The organism is Parahaliea mediterranea, assembly GCF_003402235.1.
GTDB classification, from domain to species: domain Bacteria; phylum Pseudomonadota; class Gammaproteobacteria; order Pseudomonadales; family Halieaceae; genus Parahaliea; species Parahaliea mediterranea.
Map to the genome: position 1 here is coordinate 308,455 of NZ_QEWO01000005.1, position 16,004 is coordinate 324,458.

Sequence of the window (16,004 nt, forward strand, 5' to 3'; positions counted from 1 at the left end):
CGTGCAAAAACGCCCGGCGCAGAAGCCGGCGGCCACGGGTATCCCCCGGGCCGAGTACGCGCGCCGCCGCGGCCACTTCATGGCCATGATGGAGCCCGGCAGTATTGCCATCATCCCTTCGGCCCGGGAGCTGACGCGCAGCCGCGACACCGAGTTTCCCTTTCGCCAGGACAGCGACTTTTACTACCTCTGCGGTTTTAACGAGCCGGACGCGGTCATGGTGCTGGTGCCGGGCCGCGAGCACGGTGAGTTCGTGATGTTCTGCCGCGAGCGCGACCCGCAAAAGGAGCTGTGGCACGGCTACCGCCAGGGCCCGGAGGGTGTGTGTGCCCACTACGGTGCCGACGATGCGTTTCCGGTGGGGGATATCGACGACATCCTGCCGGGCCTGATCGAGGGGCGGCGGCGGGTGTACTACTCCATGGGCCGCAGTGCGGATTTCGATCGCCAGGTGATGACCTGGGTCAACCAGATCCGCGCACGCGAGGCCAGCGGTGCGGTGCCGCCGGGGGAGCTGACCGATCTCGACCACATGCTGCACGAGTTGCGCCTGATCAAAAGCGCCGCGGAGTTGCGGGTGATGCGTCGGGCCGGCGAGATCACCGCCCGCGCCCACTGCCGGGCCATGCAGTTCTGCCAGCCCGGCCAGTACGAATACCAACTGGAGGCAGAGATACTGCACGAGTTTGCCATGGCCGGCGCGCGCCACCCGGCCTATGCCACGATCGTGGGCAGCGGTGCCAACGGCTGCATCCTGCACTATGTGGACAACAGTGCGAAAATGAAAAAGGGCGAGCTGGTGCTGATTGACGCCGGCTGCGAACTGGAGGGCTACGCGGCGGATGTCACCCGCACCTTCCCGGTGGGGGGGCGCTTTAACCGCCAGCAAAAAGCCCTGTACGAGGTGGTGCTGGCGGCCCAGCAGGCCGCCTTCGAGGCCATTCGCCCCGGCAACCACTGGAACCAGCCCCATGACGAGACCGTGCGCGTCATCACCGAGGGTCTGGTGCGTTTGGGGCTTCTGAAGGGCAAGGTGTCCAGCCTGATCGAGCGCGGCGCCTACCGCGATTTCTACATGCACCGGGCCGGCCACTGGCTGGGGCTGGATGTGCACGACGTGGGCGATTACCGGGTGGGCGGCGCCTGGCGGCTGCTGGAGCCGGGCATGGTGATGACCGTGGAGCCCGGCATCTACGTGGCGCCGGACAACCCGAAAGTGGAGCCACGCTGGCGCGGCATTGGCATCCGTATTGAAGATAACGTGGCCGTCACCGCGCAGGGCCACGACGTGCTGACCGAGGGCGTGCCGCGCACCGTGGCGGAGGTCGAGGCGCTCATGGCTGCGGGCGCGGCAAGCGCAACGGCCGGGCGATGAGCAGCGCCCCCGCGGCCGTGCATCAGCAGCGCGATATCGTCATCGCCGGCGGCGGCATGGTGGGGGTCAGCCTCGCCCTGCTGCTGGCCGAGGCCCTGCCGCCAGCGGCGCGAATTACCCTGGTCGAGCGCTTTCCCTTCCCGGCGGCTGGCGCCACGGCGGCGCACCCCTCCTTCGACGCCCGTTCCACCGCCCTCAGTTACAGTTCGCGTTTGCTGTTCGAGCGCAGCGGCCTGTGGCCGGCGCTGACCGAACGCGCCTGCGCCATTGATACCATCCATGTGTCGCGGCGCGGCCGCTTTGGCAGCGCGGTGCTGGCGGCGGCCGAGCACGGTTGGCCGGCCCTGGGCTATGTGGTGGAGAACAGCTGGCTTGGCCACGGCCTGGCCGAGGCGCTGCACCGGCAGGGGCGGGTTGAGGTGGTGAGCCCGGCCCAGGTCAGCCGGGTTGAGGCGGCGGGCGCGGGCTGCGCCGTGCATCTGCAGCAGGGCGATGAGGCACACTGCCTGCAGGCCAGCCTGCTGGTGGTGGCCGACGGAGCCGATTCCGCCCTGCGCGAATCCCTGGGCATGACCTCGCGCGACAAGCCCTATGGCCAGCAGGCCCTGATCGCCAATGTCGCCTTTGCCGAGCCCCACCGTGGTTGTGCCTTCGAACGTTTTACCGGGTCCGGCCCGCTGGCCCTGCTGCCTTTGGTGGCGGCCGCTGGCAGCGCCCACCGCAGCGCCCTGGTGTGGGCCCTGCCGCCGGAGCGGGCCGAGGCCCTGCAGGCGGCGCCGGAAGCAGATTTCATCGCCGAGCTGCAACAGGCCTTTGGCTATCGCCTGGGCCGCTTTTTGCGCGCGGGAGAGCGGCACACCTATCCCCTGGCCCTGCGCCAGAGCAGCGAACAGGTGCGCCAGGGGGTGGTGGTGATGGGCAACGCGGCCCACACCCTGCACCCGGTGGCGGGGCAGGGCTTCAACCTGGCGCTGCGCGATGCCGCTCGCCTGGCGCAGGTATTGGCCGCCGCCGAGGACGGCCGCTATGGCGAGCTGGCGCTGCTGCAGCGTTACCTGCGCGCCCAGCAAGCGGACCAGCGGCGCACCATCGGCGCCAGCGATTTGCTGCCCGCCCTGTTCATGCACCCCGATCCGCTGCTGGGACTGGGGCGCGACCTGGCCCTGTCCGGGCTGGATGTGGCGCCCCGGCTGAAGCGCGAGTTTGTACGCTATGCCGCGGGCGTTGCCGCCCTGAATACGCGCGAGGAGGCTGCCCCATGAACGGCGGGCGGGATGTTGATATCGCCATCGTCGGCGCTGGCATGGCCGGCACCGCACTGGCGCTGGCGCTGTCTGGCCAGGGCCTGCGCCTGGCCCTGATCGAGTCGCGGCCGCTGCTGGCGGCGCCATTGCCCGCCGAGCGGGATGTCGCCAGTTTCGATACCCGGGTCAGCGCCCTCAGCCCGGAATCGGTTGCGCTGCTGGAGCGCCTAGCGGCCTGGCCGGACATCACCGCCTACCGGCACTGTCCCTATCAGCACATGACGGTGTGGGATGCCGAGGGCACCGGCCATATCGAATTCGACGCCGCGGATGTGGACTGCGCCGCCCTCGGCCACATCGTGGAGAATCGCGCGGTGGTCAACGCCCTGGTCGGTCGCCTGCAGGCGGCGGGCGATGTGCGGGTGGTGGCGGGCAAGCTTGCCGGGCTGGCGCGCGATGATGACGGCATCACCCTGTCGCTGGCGGAGGGTGAGAAACTGCGCGCCGGCCTGCTGGTGGCGGCGGACGGCGCCTTGTCCAGCGTGCGTTCGATGATGGCGTTTCGCACCCGGGAGTGGGACTACGGTCACCGCGCCCTGGTCACCACGGTGATGACCGAGCAGCCGCACCAGCACACCGCCTGGCAGCGCTTTTTGCCCTCCGGGCCGCTGGCCTTCCTGCCCCTGCCGGGCGAGTCCGGGCGCCCTGTGTGCTCCATCGTCTGGTCCCTGCAGGATGCGTTGGCCGACGAAGTGCTGTCCCTGGATGACAAGGCCTTCTGCCGGCGCCTGGGCGAGGCTTTCGAGCACCGCCTGGGCCGGGTGCTGGCGGCGTCCCCGCGCGCGGCCTTCCCCCTGCGCCAGCGCCACGCGGTGGATTACGTGCAGCCCCGCGTGGCCCTGGTGGGCGATGCCGCCCACACCATCCATCCACTGGCCGGGCAGGGCATCAACCTCGGTTTCAAGGATGTCGCCGCGTTGGCGGAAGAGGTACTCGCGGCCCACCGCCGCGGGCGCGACGTGGGCCAGTTGGAAGTGCTGCGCCGCTACCAGCGCCGGCGCAAGGGCGAAAATCTGCTCATGATGGGCGCCATGGATGCCTTCAAGACCCTGTTCGAGCAGCAGGCCCTGCCCCTGCGCTGGTTGCGCAGCGCCGGCATGGGCGCCGTGCACCGGGCGGTGCCGCTCAAGCAGGAAATCATGCGCCGGGCCATGGGGCTTGGCGGCTAGGCAGCCAGCGGCAGATTTTAGCGCCGCAGGGTTGGGGATTACGCAGCGGGGCGGTTAGAATGGCGCCCTTGTTAACAGCGGCCCCCGGGCCGCTCGCCCACTAGCCTCCGACGAGGGATCACCATGAGCCAGACCCCCAGTGAATTGAAGTACGCCAGCAGCCACGAATGGGCGCGCTTGGAAGAGGACGGCACGGTGACCGTCGGTATCACCGACCACGCCCAGGAAGCGCTGGGCGATGTTGTATTTGTGGAACTGCCCGGTGTGGGCGATACCCTGGCGGCGGGTGATGACGCCGGCGTTGTGGAGTCGGTGAAGGCCGCCTCCGACATCTACGCTCCCATTGGCGGCGAAGTGATTGCCGTGAACAGCGCCCTTGAGGACGAGCCGGAAACTGTCAACGCCGACCCCTACAACGATGGCTGGTTCTACAAACTCCAGCCCACCGATACCGGGGAGCTGGACAAACTGCTGTCCGCCGAGGACTACCAGCAACACTGCGACGACGAAGACTGATTGCGCCGGCGCTTGGCGCCGCATCGCCGCATGCCCCAACACGCTGACCTCTTCCTGCGCAAAGGCGCCGAGCGCCGCCTGCGCGCGGGGCACCTGTGGGTCTTTTCCAACGAAGTGGATACCGCCCGCAGCCCTCTGGCCGCCTTTGCGGCGGGTGACTGCGCCAGCGTGCGCGCCAGCAATGGCGCCCTGCTGGGCAGTGTCTACCTGGAACCGAACAGCCTGATCTGCGCCCGGCTCTACGCACCCGGGCGCGAAGCCCAGCTCGGCACCGAACTGCCTGCGGCGCTGGCCAACGCCCTGGCCACACGGCAACTCGCCTTCGAGCAGCCTTACTACCGCCTGGTGTATGGCGACAGCGATCTGCTGCCGGGGTTGGTGGTCGATCGCTTCGGCAACTACCTGGTGGTGCAGTTCAACAACGCCGGCATCGAGCGCTACGAGCGCGAGATCATCGCCGCCCTCGTCGCATTGCTGGCTCCGGCGGGCATTTTGCTGCGGGCCGACAGCCGCAACCGCCGCGAGCAGGGCCTTGAAGACCGCGTCGCGGTGGTGCATGGCGAAGTGCCGGAACAACTGGCACTGGAAGAAAACGGCGTGCGGTTTCTGGCGCCCGTACACGCCGGCCAGAAAACCGGCTGGTTCTACGACCACCGCATGGCCCGGGCGCGCCTGGCGCCCTACGTCAAAGGCCGCGATGTGCTGGATGTGTACAGCTACATTGGCGGCTGGGGCATTCAGGCCGCTGCCTTCGGCGCCAGCTCAGTCTGTTGCCTGGACAGCTCCGCCACGGCCCTGGACGGCGTGGACGTCAATGCCCGCCAGAACGGCGTGCAAGACCGTGTTACCACCTTGCAGGGCAGCGCTGCCGAGGCGATGGAGGCCCTGGTGGCCGAGGGGCGTCGCTTTGGGGTGGTCATTCTCGACCCGCCGGCGTTTATCCAGCGCAAGCGGGATATTAAAAAGGGCATCAAGGCGTATCAGCGCATCAATGGGTTGGGTTTGAAGCTCCTCGCGCCGGGCGGTGTGCTGGTGTCGGGCTCCTGCTCGATGCACCTGGAGCGTGCGGATCTGGTGGCTGCCGTGCAGGCGGCAGCGGTGCGGGCAAACCGGCAGGTGCGCCTGATCGAGCAGGGCGCGCAGGGGGCGGATCACCCGATCCATCCGGCGATTCTGGAGACGGAGTATCTGAAGGCTTTGTTTTTTCGGGTTGTTTAGTATTGGGTGGCCTAACGGCCGCTGCATCGCCGCCGCATCGCCGCCGCCAGGTGAAACCCTTTTGCTCCATTCCAGGCGTTCGGTGTGCCTTCCTTTGGTTGGTTGTACCTCGTTAGTTGCAAACGGCTTTGGTTGTGGCACCGAGTGCACAGGATTACTGGCGCGTAGATAGTCCTGAAGTTCGGCAGTGCCCTTCGCGATGCTGCGAGACGAGGTAAGCGCAGACCGAGCCCACAGCCGCCGCCTTCCAAGTCCGCAAAAGGGCTTCACCTGTCGACGTCCATGCGGGTGCCAATGGCAGGGTTGTCACTGCGGGTGGAGAGGGTTGGTGCTGCGAGTTAAGTGGCCTTTGGGCTGTCCAATACGCTTCACCAGTGTTACTTCAACAACGGCATGGCTTAGCAGTCACACCCAGCCCCTATTCCTGTAGCCCTCACTGAGAACGAAACCAGTGTGACACTGCATCGCCAACCCGACGCGTTGCCGGTGAACAGGTGAGTCTTTTACGGACTTGGAGGGCGTCGGATGCGAACTCGATCCCAGCTTACCTCGTCTCCAACCACCGCGAAGGGCACTACCGAACTTCAGAAAGATCAACGTGCCCAAAATACTGTGCACTCAGGCGCCACAACCAAAGCCGTCTGCAACTAACGAGGTAAAAAACAATAAAAGGAACGCGCACCGCATGCGCCCGTAATGGAGTAAAAGAGCTCACCTGATCGCCGGCAGCGCAGCGGCCGTAAGGCCGCCAATGACCACGCTCAACGCAGGGAAATCACCTCCCAGCCCTCAGCCTCCGCGTACGCCCGCAAGGTGTCATCCGGATCCACCGCCACCGGATTGTCCACCCGCTTCAACAGCGGCAAATCATTGTGCGAATCGGAATAAAACCACGCCCCCTCCAGCGATTCACCCTGCGCCTTGCGCCAGGCCTCCAGGCGTACCACCTTGCCCTCGCCAAACGAGGGAATCCCCGTCGGCTCTCCGGTGTAGAGGCCATCAACCCGCTCCGCCTCACAGGCCAGCAGCTCATCAATACCCATCGCGCTGGCAATCGGCCGGGTGATGAACTCATTGGTAGCGGTGATCACCAGCAGGCGGTGGCCGCGCTGGCGGTGATCCTCGATCAGCGCGCGGGCGCTGGGCAGCAGCAGGGGCTCGATCACGCTGCGCATGAAATCGGCGTGCCAGGCGGCGAGTTCCGCCGGGTCGCGGCCGGCGAGGGGGGCGAGGGCAAAGCGCAGGTAGGCCTGGATGTCGAGCTGGCCCGACTGGTAGTCGCGGTAGAACTGTTCATTGCGCTCGGCGAATTCAGCGCCGTCCACCAGGCCGCGGTCGCAGACGAAACAGCCCCACAAGTGGTCGCTGTCGCCGGCAATCAGGGTGTTATCAAGGTCGAAAATGGCTAGTGTCACGGGGCTCTCCTGCTGTGCGGCGCAGGATAGCGGGGGTCGGCGGCGCTGTAAAACCCGACGCGGGGGCCGTTTCTCAGGGGCGAGAAAGTGTGGAACAATAGCCGGCCCACAATAAAAGGCAATGATTCAGGGTGATCGATTCAGAAGGCTTCCGCCCCAACGTGGGCATCATGCTCGCTAACCGCGAAGGCCGCCTGTTATGGGCGCGCCGCATCGGCGGTAAGGATGCCTGGCAGTTCCCCCAGGGCGGCATCAACCGCGGCGAGTCTGCAGAGGACGCTCTGTACCGCGAACTGTGGGAAGAGGTCGGCCTGAAGCCGGAGGCGGTGGAAATCCTCGGCTCGACCCGCGGCTGGTTGCGCTATCGCCTGCCCAAGCGCTTTATCCGCCGCGGCCAGCAGCCGCTGTGCATCGGCCAGAAGCAGAAGTGGTTCCTGCTGCGCATGCTCGCCGATGACGCGGCGGTGCGCCTCGACTGCAACGACAAGCCCGAATTCGACCACTGGGAGTGGGTCAGCTACTGGTATCCCCTGGATCAAGTGGTGCCCTTCAAGCGCGAAGTCTACCGCCGCGCCCTCAAGGAAATGGCCCAGGTGGTGGGCCGCCGGATCCAGCAGCCGGCGGGGCTGTAAGCGCCATGCTGGAAACCCTGCGCCATATTGTCCAGGAGGTGAACGCCGCCGAGGGCCTCAACGAGGCCCTGGACATCATTGTGCGCCGGGTGCGCGATGCCATGGGGACCGAGGTGTGCAGCGTGTACATGCGCGACCCACTGAGCAACCGCTATATTTTTCGCGCCACCGAGGGCCTGAACAAGCGCCTGGTCGGCCAGGCCAGCCTGGCCTCCGGCGAGGGCCTGGTGGGGCTGGTGGCCGAGCGCGAAGAGCCGATCAACCTGGAGGATGCGGAGACTCACCCCGCCTTCCAGTTCCTGCAGGGCATTGGTGAAGAGGCCTTCCACGCCTTCCTTGGGGTGCCCATCATCCACCAGCGCGATGTGCTAGGGGTGCTGGTGGTGCAGCAGGCCCAGCGCCGTCGCTTCGATGAGGACGACGAGGCCTTCCTGGTCACCATGTCGGCCCAGCTGGCGGGGGTGATTGCCCACGCCCAGGTGACCGGCGCAGTGCAGGAAGAGCTGCTGGACGGGGCCGAGCCGGCCCGGATCAACGGCATACCCGGCGCTCCCGGCATTGCCATCGGCACGGTGGTCGTGGTGTCGCCGGAGGCTGATCTTTTCGCGGTGCCCAAGCGCATCGTCAACAACCGCCGCGCCGAACTGCGCGCCTTTCGCCAGGCCCTGAACGCCGTGCAGGCCGACATTCGCGCAGTGTCCGACAACCTGCGTGGCGAGATGAGCGCCGAGGATCACGCGCTTTTCGATGTCTACCTCGGCATTCTGGACGACTCCGCCATTGGCGGCGAAGTGGCGGCCCTGATCAAGGCCGGGCACTGGGCCCAGGGCGCCCTGAGCCAGGTGATGATCAAGCACATCCGCCATTTTGAGCGCATGGAGCACAGCTACCTGCGCGAGCGCGCGGTGGATGTGAAAGACCTCGGCACCCGGGTGCTGTCCTACCTGCAGGCCAATGACACCAGCCGCGACAAAGACTACCCCGAGCAGTGCATTCTGGTGGGCGAGGAGCTCACCGCCACGGCCTTGGGCGAAGTGCCGCGGGACCAGCTCGTCGGGCTGATTTCCGTGCGCGGCTCGGGTAATTCCCACGTGGCCATTCTGGCCCGCGCCATGGGCATCCCAACGGTGATGGGGGCGGTGGATTTGCCCTACGCGCGCCTGCAGGACCGGGAGGTGATTGTCGACGGCTACCAGGGCGCCGTGCATCTCAACCCGGTGCCCGAAGTGCGTCAGCGCTTCCAGGACCTGCTCAATGAAGACCTGGCCATCAACAAGGATCTGGAGGCCCTGCGCGACCTGCCCTGCGAAACCCTGGACGGCCACCGCCTGCCGCTGTGGGTCAATACCGGGCTGATGGTGGATGTGGGCCGCTCCCTGGATCAGGGTGCCGAAGGGGTCGGCCTGTACCGCACCGAGGTGCCCTTCCTGCTGCGCGACCGCTTCCCCTCGGAAGAAGAGCAGCGCCAGATTTACCGCGAACAGCTGCAGGCCTTTGCCCCCAGGCCGGTGACCATGCGCACCCTGGATATCGGCGGCGACAAGGCCCTGCCCTATTTTCCCATCGAGGAGGACAACCCCTTCCTCGGCTGGCGCGGCATTCGCGTCACCCTCGACCATCCGGAAATTTTCCTGGCCCAGGTGCGGGCCATGCTCAAGGCCAACGAGGGCCTTGGCAACCTGCGCATCATGCTGCCCATGGTCAGCAATATCGCCGAGCTGGACGAGGCTCTGGTGCTGATTCGCCGCAGCCACCGCGAATTGCAGCAGGAGGGCTTTGCCGGTGAATTACCGCCGATCGGGGTGATGGTGGAGGTGCCCTCGGCGGTGTACCAGGCGCGCGCCCTGGCGCGGCGGGTGGACTTTCTGTCGGTGGGCAGCAACGACCTGACCCAGTACCTGCTGGCGGTGGATCGCAACAACGCCCGGGTGGCGGATTTGTACCACTCCTTCCACCCGGCTGTCCTGCAGGCCCTGCGCTCTGTGGCCGAGGCGGGGCAGAGCGAGGGCAAGCCGGTGGGGATCTGCGGCGAGCTGGCCGGCGACCCGCTGGGTGCGGTGCTGATGCTTGCCATGGGCTACAACGTGCTGTCGATGAACGCCACCAGCCTGCCGCGGGTCAAGCAGGTTCTGCGCAAGCTCACCCATGCCAGGGCCTGTGAGGTGCTGGCGGAGGTCATGGCGATGGAGGACGCGGCGGCGGTCACCCGGCGCCTGGAGGCCCTGATGGTAGAGAGCGGCCTGCAGAGCTTCAGCCGCTCCCGCTGAGTTGCAGGGGCTTCAAGCCAGGGTAAAACGCTCCCGGTGCGACCCGCTTTCCCGGCCACTGGCGTCGAAACTGGTTTCGCGCCAATCCATCGTGCCCGCGCGGCTTACCGCCAGGGTGGTGGTGGCACGGGTGCCGTAGGCGCTGGTGCAGATGAACTGGGCTGATAGTTGCTCATCCATTGCCTCTCCCAGTCCCAGTGGCGCCAGGGCATCGGGGGCCGCCAGGCGCCGATCCTGAACGATGTCCTGCAATGCCTCGTGTAACTGTAGCTCGCCCTTCTTGCCCACCTTGTTACCCCGCACAAGCAGGTTCTGCAGGCGCTGTTTACCCAGTTCGACCTTGGGCCAGGGGGTATCGAGGCTGGCATTGCTCAGGCCATAGAGACCGGGCGCCAGCGCCCGCTGGCCACCACCGCCGGCATTGCTCCAGTACCACAGCGCATGGCGATCGCCGAACAGCAGGTTGAAGCCGGCGTACTGCCCAGCCTGCTCCGCCCGTCGGGCCAGCCATTGCCGGGGCGGCTCTTGCCCATCCAGCCAGTCCAGTGGCAGTTCACCCCGTGAGCGGGGTGCCGGTGCGCTGCGGGACGGGTCGCGGAAATTGGTGATGGCGGCAAAGCGCCCACCGCGGGTGATGCCCATCCAGGTGCCGCCGGCCTGCAGGTCGCGTCCGGCCAGCAGGTGGGGACGGGCGGGCCAGAAGCCCGAGGCGGCGGTGGGGCGGGCGTGGAACTCGTCCCGGTTGGCCGCCATGAGCAGGGGGTAATCGGGATGGCAGCGGTAGGCGAAAATAATCAGGCACATGGGGCCATGCTATTTTCCCCGCCGTTAAATAGCCATCCCCGCCCGCCAGCGCCGCGATTGAGTATCCCCTCGCGCTGGCCGATAATGGCCGCCGGCGCCGCGGCTGTGCGCGCGCTGTTCATCCACCTGCCCCTGCGAGCCCCATGCTGCCCTATCCCGAGATCGATCCCGTCGCCTTTTCCATCGGTCCCGCAAAAGTGCATTGGTATGGCCTTGCCTACCTGACGGGCCTTGCCTTTGCCTGGTGGTTGGCGGTGCGCCGCAGCGCCCGCGCCGACAGCCCGGTCAAGCGCGCGCAGGTGGACGACCTGATTTTCTACGGCGCCCTCGGCGTGGTGCTCGGGGGGCGCTTTGGCTATGCGTTGTTCTACGGCACCGAGCAGTGGATGGCCGACCCCACCTGGCTGCTGCGGGTGTGGCAGGGGGGCATGTCCTTCCACGGCGGTTTTCTCGGCGTGCTGCTGGCCATGTACCTGTACGCCCGCAAGCACCGCATTGTGTTTGGCAGCCTGATGGATTTTGTCGCCCCGCTGGTGCCGGTGGGGTTGGGGCTGGGGCGCCTGGGCAACTTCATCGGCCAGGAGCTGTGGGGGCGGGCGGCGGATGTGCCCTGGGCCATGGTGTTCCCGAAGGACCCGCTGCAGCTGGCCCGCCATCCCTCCCAGCTTTACCAGTTTGCCCTGGAGGGCGTGGTGCTGTTTGCCATCCTCATGCTCTATTCCGCCCGGCCGCGGCCTGCCTGGGCCGTATCCGGCGTGTTCTCGCTGGCCTACGGCTGCCTGCGGTTTTTCGTTGAATTCTTCCGCGAGCCGGACGCCCACCTGGGCTTCCAGGCCTTCGGCTGGATGACCCGGGGGCAGTTGCTCTGCCTGCCGATGATCGGCCTCGGCCTGTTCCTGCTGTGGTACGCCCACCGCCGGGGCGCCGTCTCGCCCGCCAAGGACGCCCGCTCATGAAACCGTACCTGGAACTGCTCAAAGACATTCTCGACAACGGCCACCGCAAGGCCGACCGCACCGGCACCGGCACCCTGTCGGTCTTTGCCCGCCAGTTCCGCCACGACCTGGCGGACGGCTTTCCGCTGCTGACTACCAAGAAGCTTCACTTCAAGAGCATCGCCAACGAGCTGATCTGGTTCCTCAAGGGCGATACCAACACCCGTTGGCTGAAGGACAACGGCGTCAGCATCTGGGACGAGTGGGCCACCGAGACCGGCGACCTCGGCCCCCTCTACGGCGCCCAGTGGACGGCCTGGCCCACCCGCGACGGCGGCCACATCAACCAGATTGACTACGTGGTGGATTGCCTGCGCAACAAACCCGACAGCCGGCGCATCCTGTTCCACGGCTGGAACGTTGAGTACCTGCCGGACGAGTCCATGAGCCCCCAGGACAACGTGCGCGCGGGCCGCATGGCCCTGCCGCCCTGCCACCTGCTGTACCAGTTCTACGTGGCCGGCGGCCGGCTGTCGGCGCAGCTGTACATTCGCTCATCCGATTCCTTCCTCGGCCTGCCCTACAACACCGCCAGCCTCGCCCTGCTGGTACACATGCTGGCCCAGCAGTGCGACCTGGCGCCCGGTGAAATCATCATCACCACTGGTGACTCCCACATCTACAGCAACCACCTGGAACAGGTGCGCGAGCAACTGTCGCGCACTCCCCGCGACTTGCCGCGGCTGGAAATCCTGCGCCGGCCGGACAGTATCTACGACTACCGCTTCGAGGACTTTGCCGTGCACGGCTACGATGCCCATGCCAACATCCCCGCGCCGGTGGCGGTGTGAGTGGCGGGTGTGAGTGGCGTGAACGGAGGTTGCAGAGAGAATGCCGTGGCGCTCGGGGTCATCGTGGCGGTAGCCGAGAACGGCGTGGTGGGGCGCGACAATACCCTGCCCTGGCACCTGCCAGGGGACCTCGCCTGGTTCAAGCGCAACACCCTGGGCAAGCCGGTGATCATGGGGCGGCGCACCTGGGAGTCGATCGGCCGCCCCCTGCCGGGGCGCCTGAACATCGTGGTCAGCCGCAACCCGGCCTATCGCGCCGAGGGCGCCACGGTGGTGGATTCACTGCCGGTGGCACTGGCCCTGGGGCGGGCGCAGGCCGCCACGGACGGGGCCTGCGAGGTCATGGTGATCGGCGGCCCTGGGTTGTATGCCGAGGCGCTACCGCTGGCGGACCGCTTTTATGTTACCGAAGTGCACGCAGTAGTGGCGGGGGATGCCGTGCTGCCACCGGTGGACTGGCGCGCCTGGCGGGAAGTCTCCCGGGAACCGCAGAAGGCTGCCGATGCCAACGGCTACGACTACAGTTTCGTGGTGTTCGAGCGCGAACAGGCTAATAGTCGTTAGTTGGATGGGTGAATTCCCACGTCATTGTGTTACTTTGGCTGCAGAAACAAGTTATTTGTGTAACGTAACTACACAAGGGAGGGGGGCTCTTCAAGCAGATTTTGACTTTCGTTGAAAAAGGGTAGGCGTTGGGTTTAAATTCTGCCCCTCGGTTTACCGACTCTCACTTTTCCACTATATAGAAGTACCGAGTCACTTTTCACTCAGCTCTGATTCACTCAGTTGGAAGGAAGCACAATTCCCATGACTATGCATCGATTCAAGAATGTATTGATCGCTGCGGTGGTTACCACAGGCGCCGTTTTCGGCTCTGTGGCAGCCGTGCAAGCCAATACACTGGACTCCATTCTTCAGGTGGGCGAAGCCAAGAACGATGCTGCGCGCAAATCGCAGCAGAAGATCGACCGCCTCGCCGATGAAACCCGCGACCTGCTCGACGACTACAAAACGGTCAACAAGCAGATCGACGGCCTGAAAGTCTACAACGGCCGTCTGCAGAAGCAGATCGACAACCAGATTGCCCGCATTGCCGACATCGATGATTCCATCGCCCAGGTGACTGTGATTCAGCGCCAGATGACCCCCCTGGTCATCCGCATGATTGACGGCCTGGAAAAATTCGTTGAGCTGGATGTGCCCTTCCACATGGAAGAGCGCCAGCAGCGTATTGACTTCCTCCGTGCCAATCTGGATCGCTCCGATGTCAGCGTGGCCGAAAAATTCCGTCAGGTTCTCGAAGCCTACAAGATCGAAGCCGAGTACGGCCGCAAGCTCGATGCCTATAAAGGCAGCGTCGAAATCGACGGCGTAGAGCGCGACGTTAACTTCTTCCGCGTGGGTCGCATTGCCCTGCTGTACCAGACAACAGACACCGAAATCTCCGGTGCCTGGGACCAATCCACTCGCAGCTGGGTTCCTCTGGACCGCGGCGAATACCGCAACGCCATCATGAAAGGCCTGCGTATCGCCCGTAAGGAAGCGTCCATTGACCTTATGAACCTGCCCATTGAAGCGCCGGAGGCTCAGTAATGAAATTCAAGTTTGTAACCGCCGCCGCTGTCGCTTTGAGCGGTGCCCTGACCCTCACCGCGGGCTTTGCCCAGGCGCAGGAGCCGAAGTCTCTGGAGGAACTGCTGCAGTTCGTCAAGCAGGGCCAGGTTTCTGAAGCGAAAGAAAACCGCGCCCGCGAGCAGCGCTTTGCCCAGGCCAAGGCCGAGCAGGCCAACCTGCTGAAACAGGCCGAGAACGAGCGCGCCCGCCAGGAACAGCTGTCGACTGAACTGGAAGTGACCTTCGAAGAGAACGAACTGGCCGTCGCCGAAAAGCAGAAAGTGCTGAAAGAGCGTCTGGGTACCCTGGCCGAACTGTTCGGTCACCTCACCTCCACCGCTGGCGACCTGTCCAGCAACCTGGAGAACTCACTGACCAGCTCCCAGTACCCCAACCGCCAGGAATTCCTGGACAGCCTGATCAAGAAGATGGCGGACAGCGACAAGCTGCCCAGCATCGAGGAGATCGAGCGCGTCTGGTATGAACTGCAGCGCGAAATGGTTGAATCCGGCAAGGTCGTGACCTTCAACGCCGAAATCGCCAAGCCCAACGGTGACAAGGTGGAGCAGCAGGTTACCCGTATTGGCCTGTTCAACGTGGTATCCGAAGAAGGCAAATACCTGCAGTTCGTGCCGAGCAAAGGCACCCTGGAAGAACTGTCTCGCCAGCCTTCCGGCCCCTACCAGGGCTGGGCCAAGGATCTAGTGGCCTCCACCGGTGGCGACGGCTTCCAGAAGTTTGGTGTTGACCCCACTGGCCCGACGGGCGGCTCCTACCTGGCGGCGCTGATCAACAGCCCCAACCTGGAAGAGCGCTGGCACCAGGGTGGCTACGTTGGCTACGCAATCACCGCGGTGGGTGTGTTCGGCTTCCTGCTGGCCATCTGGCGCCTGATTGTCCTGACCGGCGTGAGCGCGAAAGTGAGCAGCCAGCTCAAGTCTGACAAGGCCAACACCAACAACCCGCTGGGCCGTGTGCTGAAAGTGCACGAAGACAACCCCAGCATGGACACCGAAACCCTGGAGCTGAAGCTCGACGAGCAGATCCTCAAGGAAACCCCCAAGCTGGAAAGTGGTCTGACTCTGTTGAAGATCATTTCCGCAGTAGCCCCGCTCATGGGTCTGCTGGGTACGGTGACCGGTATGATTATCACCTTCCAGGCCATCACCATCTTCGGTGCGGGTGATCCCAAAGCCATGGCTGGCGGTATTTCCGGCGCCCTGGTAACTACCGTACTGGGTCTGCTGGTTGCAATCCCCACCGTACTGCTGCACACCATCGTGAATGGCCGCGCCCAGCGCATCATCCACGTGCTGAACGAGCAGAGCACCGGGATCATTGCCGAGCACACCGAGGGCACCCGAGGTAAATAATTATGGTCTGGTTCGATAGTGCTTACGAGGCCGTCTCCCGCTTTATGGACATGGGCGGGAACGTACTCTGGCTGATCGCCATCCTGCTTTTCGTGATGTGGGCACTGATCTTCGAACGAGTCTGGTATTTCAAGGCCGGGTGGAAGAAAGACGTGGCGCAAGCCATTTCCACCTGGGAGGCGCGCCCGGAACGTAAGTCCTGGGCCGCCCACCAGATTCGCGACAAGCTCATTTCCGAAGCGCGGATGCAGATCAACCAGTATCTGCCTGTCATCAAAACCATGGTGGCCTTGTGCCCCCTGCTCGGGTTGCTGGGAACGGTGACCGGGATGATCGAGGTGTTCAACATTATGGCGGTTACCGGTGGTGGTGACGCCAAGTCCATGGCCGGCGGTGTATCGCGGGCCACCATCCCCACCATGGCCGGCATGGTCGCCGCCCTGTCAGGGGTATTTGCCAACACCTACGTCACCCGTGTTGCCCAGCGCGAAAGCGAGTTCCTGGAAGACAACCTGACCACCGATCACTAAG

General features: G+C 65.2%; 15 protein-coding genes. 13 read left to right on the top strand and 2 right to left on the bottom strand.

Annotated elements, in window-relative coordinates:
- The first annotated feature begins 1 nt into the window (after position 1).
- The 5 genes from pepP (at position 2) to DDZ17_RS16325 (ending at position 5,582) form a co-directional block, all read left to right on the top strand.
- Positions 2-1,375, top strand: a complete 1,374-nt coding sequence (pepP, locus tag DDZ17_RS16305) for a Xaa-Pro aminopeptidase (RefSeq protein WP_277749331.1) — start codon at positions 2-4, stop codon at positions 1,373-1,375.
- Positions 1,372-2,637, top strand: coding sequence for a 2-octaprenyl-6-methoxyphenyl hydroxylase (gene ubiH / locus DDZ17_RS16310; protein ID WP_116368026.1), 1,266 nt, complete (start codon positions 1,372-1,374; stop codon positions 2,635-2,637). Before pepP ends, ubiH begins: the two co-directional genes overlap by 4 nt.
- Positions 2,634-3,848: a UbiH/UbiF/VisC/COQ6 family ubiquinone biosynthesis hydroxylase gene (locus tag DDZ17_RS16315; protein ID WP_116368027.1), complete on the top strand. Its 1,215-nt coding sequence runs from the start codon at positions 2,634-2,636 to the stop codon at positions 3,846-3,848. The genes ubiH and DDZ17_RS16315 overlap by 4 nt, the downstream gene beginning before the upstream one ends.
- Before the next feature lie 123 nt (positions 3,849-3,971).
- Positions 3,972-4,364, top strand: a complete 393-nt coding sequence (gcvH, locus tag DDZ17_RS16320; RefSeq protein ID WP_116368028.1) for a glycine cleavage system protein GcvH — start codon at positions 3,972-3,974, stop codon at positions 4,362-4,364.
- A 30-nt stretch (positions 4,365-4,394) separates the two neighbouring features.
- Complete coding sequence (locus tag DDZ17_RS16325) at positions 4,395-5,582, top strand: class I SAM-dependent rRNA methyltransferase (RefSeq protein ID WP_116368256.1); 1,188 nt, start codon at positions 4,395-4,397, stop codon at positions 5,580-5,582.
- A 761-nt stretch (positions 5,583-6,343) separates the two neighbouring features.
- On the opposite strand, the gene DDZ17_RS16330 is transcribed toward DDZ17_RS16325, so the two are convergent.
- On the bottom strand, positions 6,344-6,997 hold the full coding sequence (locus DDZ17_RS16330) for a histidinol-phosphatase (RefSeq protein ID WP_116368029.1): 654 nt from the start codon (positions 6,995-6,997) through the stop codon (positions 6,344-6,346).
- Positions 6,998-7,128: 131 nt separating this feature from the next.
- On the opposite strand from DDZ17_RS16330, the gene DDZ17_RS16335 reads away from it, so the two are divergent.
- Positions 7,129-7,629, top strand: a complete 501-nt coding sequence (locus DDZ17_RS16335; RefSeq protein WP_116368030.1) for an RNA pyrophosphohydrolase — start codon at positions 7,129-7,131, stop codon at positions 7,627-7,629.
- A gap of 5 nt (positions 7,630-7,634) precedes the next feature.
- Entirely contained in the window at positions 7,635-9,896 is a 2,262-nt protein-coding gene (ptsP, locus tag DDZ17_RS16340; protein WP_116368031.1) for a phosphoenolpyruvate--protein phosphotransferase, read from the top strand.
- A gap of 12 nt (positions 9,897-9,908) precedes the next feature.
- On the opposite strand, the gene DDZ17_RS16345 is transcribed toward ptsP, so the two are convergent.
- Positions 9,909-10,700 carry an NRDE family protein gene (locus tag DDZ17_RS16345; protein WP_116368032.1) on the bottom strand — a complete coding sequence of 264 codons (792 nt, stop codon included), beginning with the start codon at positions 10,698-10,700 and terminating at the stop codon, positions 9,909-9,911.
- A gap of 143 nt (positions 10,701-10,843) precedes the next feature.
- On the opposite strand from DDZ17_RS16345, the gene lgt reads away from it, so the two are divergent.
- The 6 genes from lgt to DDZ17_RS16375 all read left to right on the top strand — a co-directional run bounded on the left by lgt (position 10,844) and on the right by DDZ17_RS16375 (position 16,003).
- On the top strand, positions 10,844-11,656 hold the full coding sequence (gene lgt, locus DDZ17_RS16350; RefSeq protein ID WP_116368033.1) for a prolipoprotein diacylglyceryl transferase: 813 nt from the start codon (positions 10,844-10,846) through the stop codon (positions 11,654-11,656).
- Complete coding sequence (locus tag DDZ17_RS16355) at positions 11,653-12,486, top strand: thymidylate synthase (RefSeq protein WP_116368034.1); 834 nt, start codon at positions 11,653-11,655, stop codon at positions 12,484-12,486. The genes lgt and DDZ17_RS16355 overlap by 4 nt, the downstream gene beginning before the upstream one ends.
- A 45-nt stretch (positions 12,487-12,531) precedes the next feature.
- Positions 12,532-13,050 (top strand): dihydrofolate reductase, encoded by a 519-nt coding sequence (locus tag DDZ17_RS16360; protein WP_116368035.1) that lies wholly within the window; start codon positions 12,532-12,534, stop codon positions 13,048-13,050.
- Between the two features lie 243 nt (positions 13,051-13,293).
- Entirely contained in the window at positions 13,294-14,079 is a 786-nt protein-coding gene (locus tag DDZ17_RS16365) for a DUF3450 domain-containing protein (RefSeq protein ID WP_116368036.1), read from the top strand.
- Entirely contained in the window at positions 14,079-15,473 is a 1,395-nt protein-coding gene (locus tag DDZ17_RS16370) for a MotA/TolQ/ExbB proton channel family protein (RefSeq protein WP_116368037.1), read from the top strand. Before DDZ17_RS16365 ends, DDZ17_RS16370 begins: the two co-directional genes overlap by 1 nt.
- A gap of 2 nt (positions 15,474-15,475) precedes the next feature.
- Positions 15,476-16,003 (top strand): MotA/TolQ/ExbB proton channel family protein, encoded by a 528-nt coding sequence (locus tag DDZ17_RS16375; RefSeq protein WP_116368038.1) that lies wholly within the window; start codon positions 15,476-15,478, stop codon positions 16,001-16,003.
- Position 16,004: the final 1 nt, after the last annotated feature.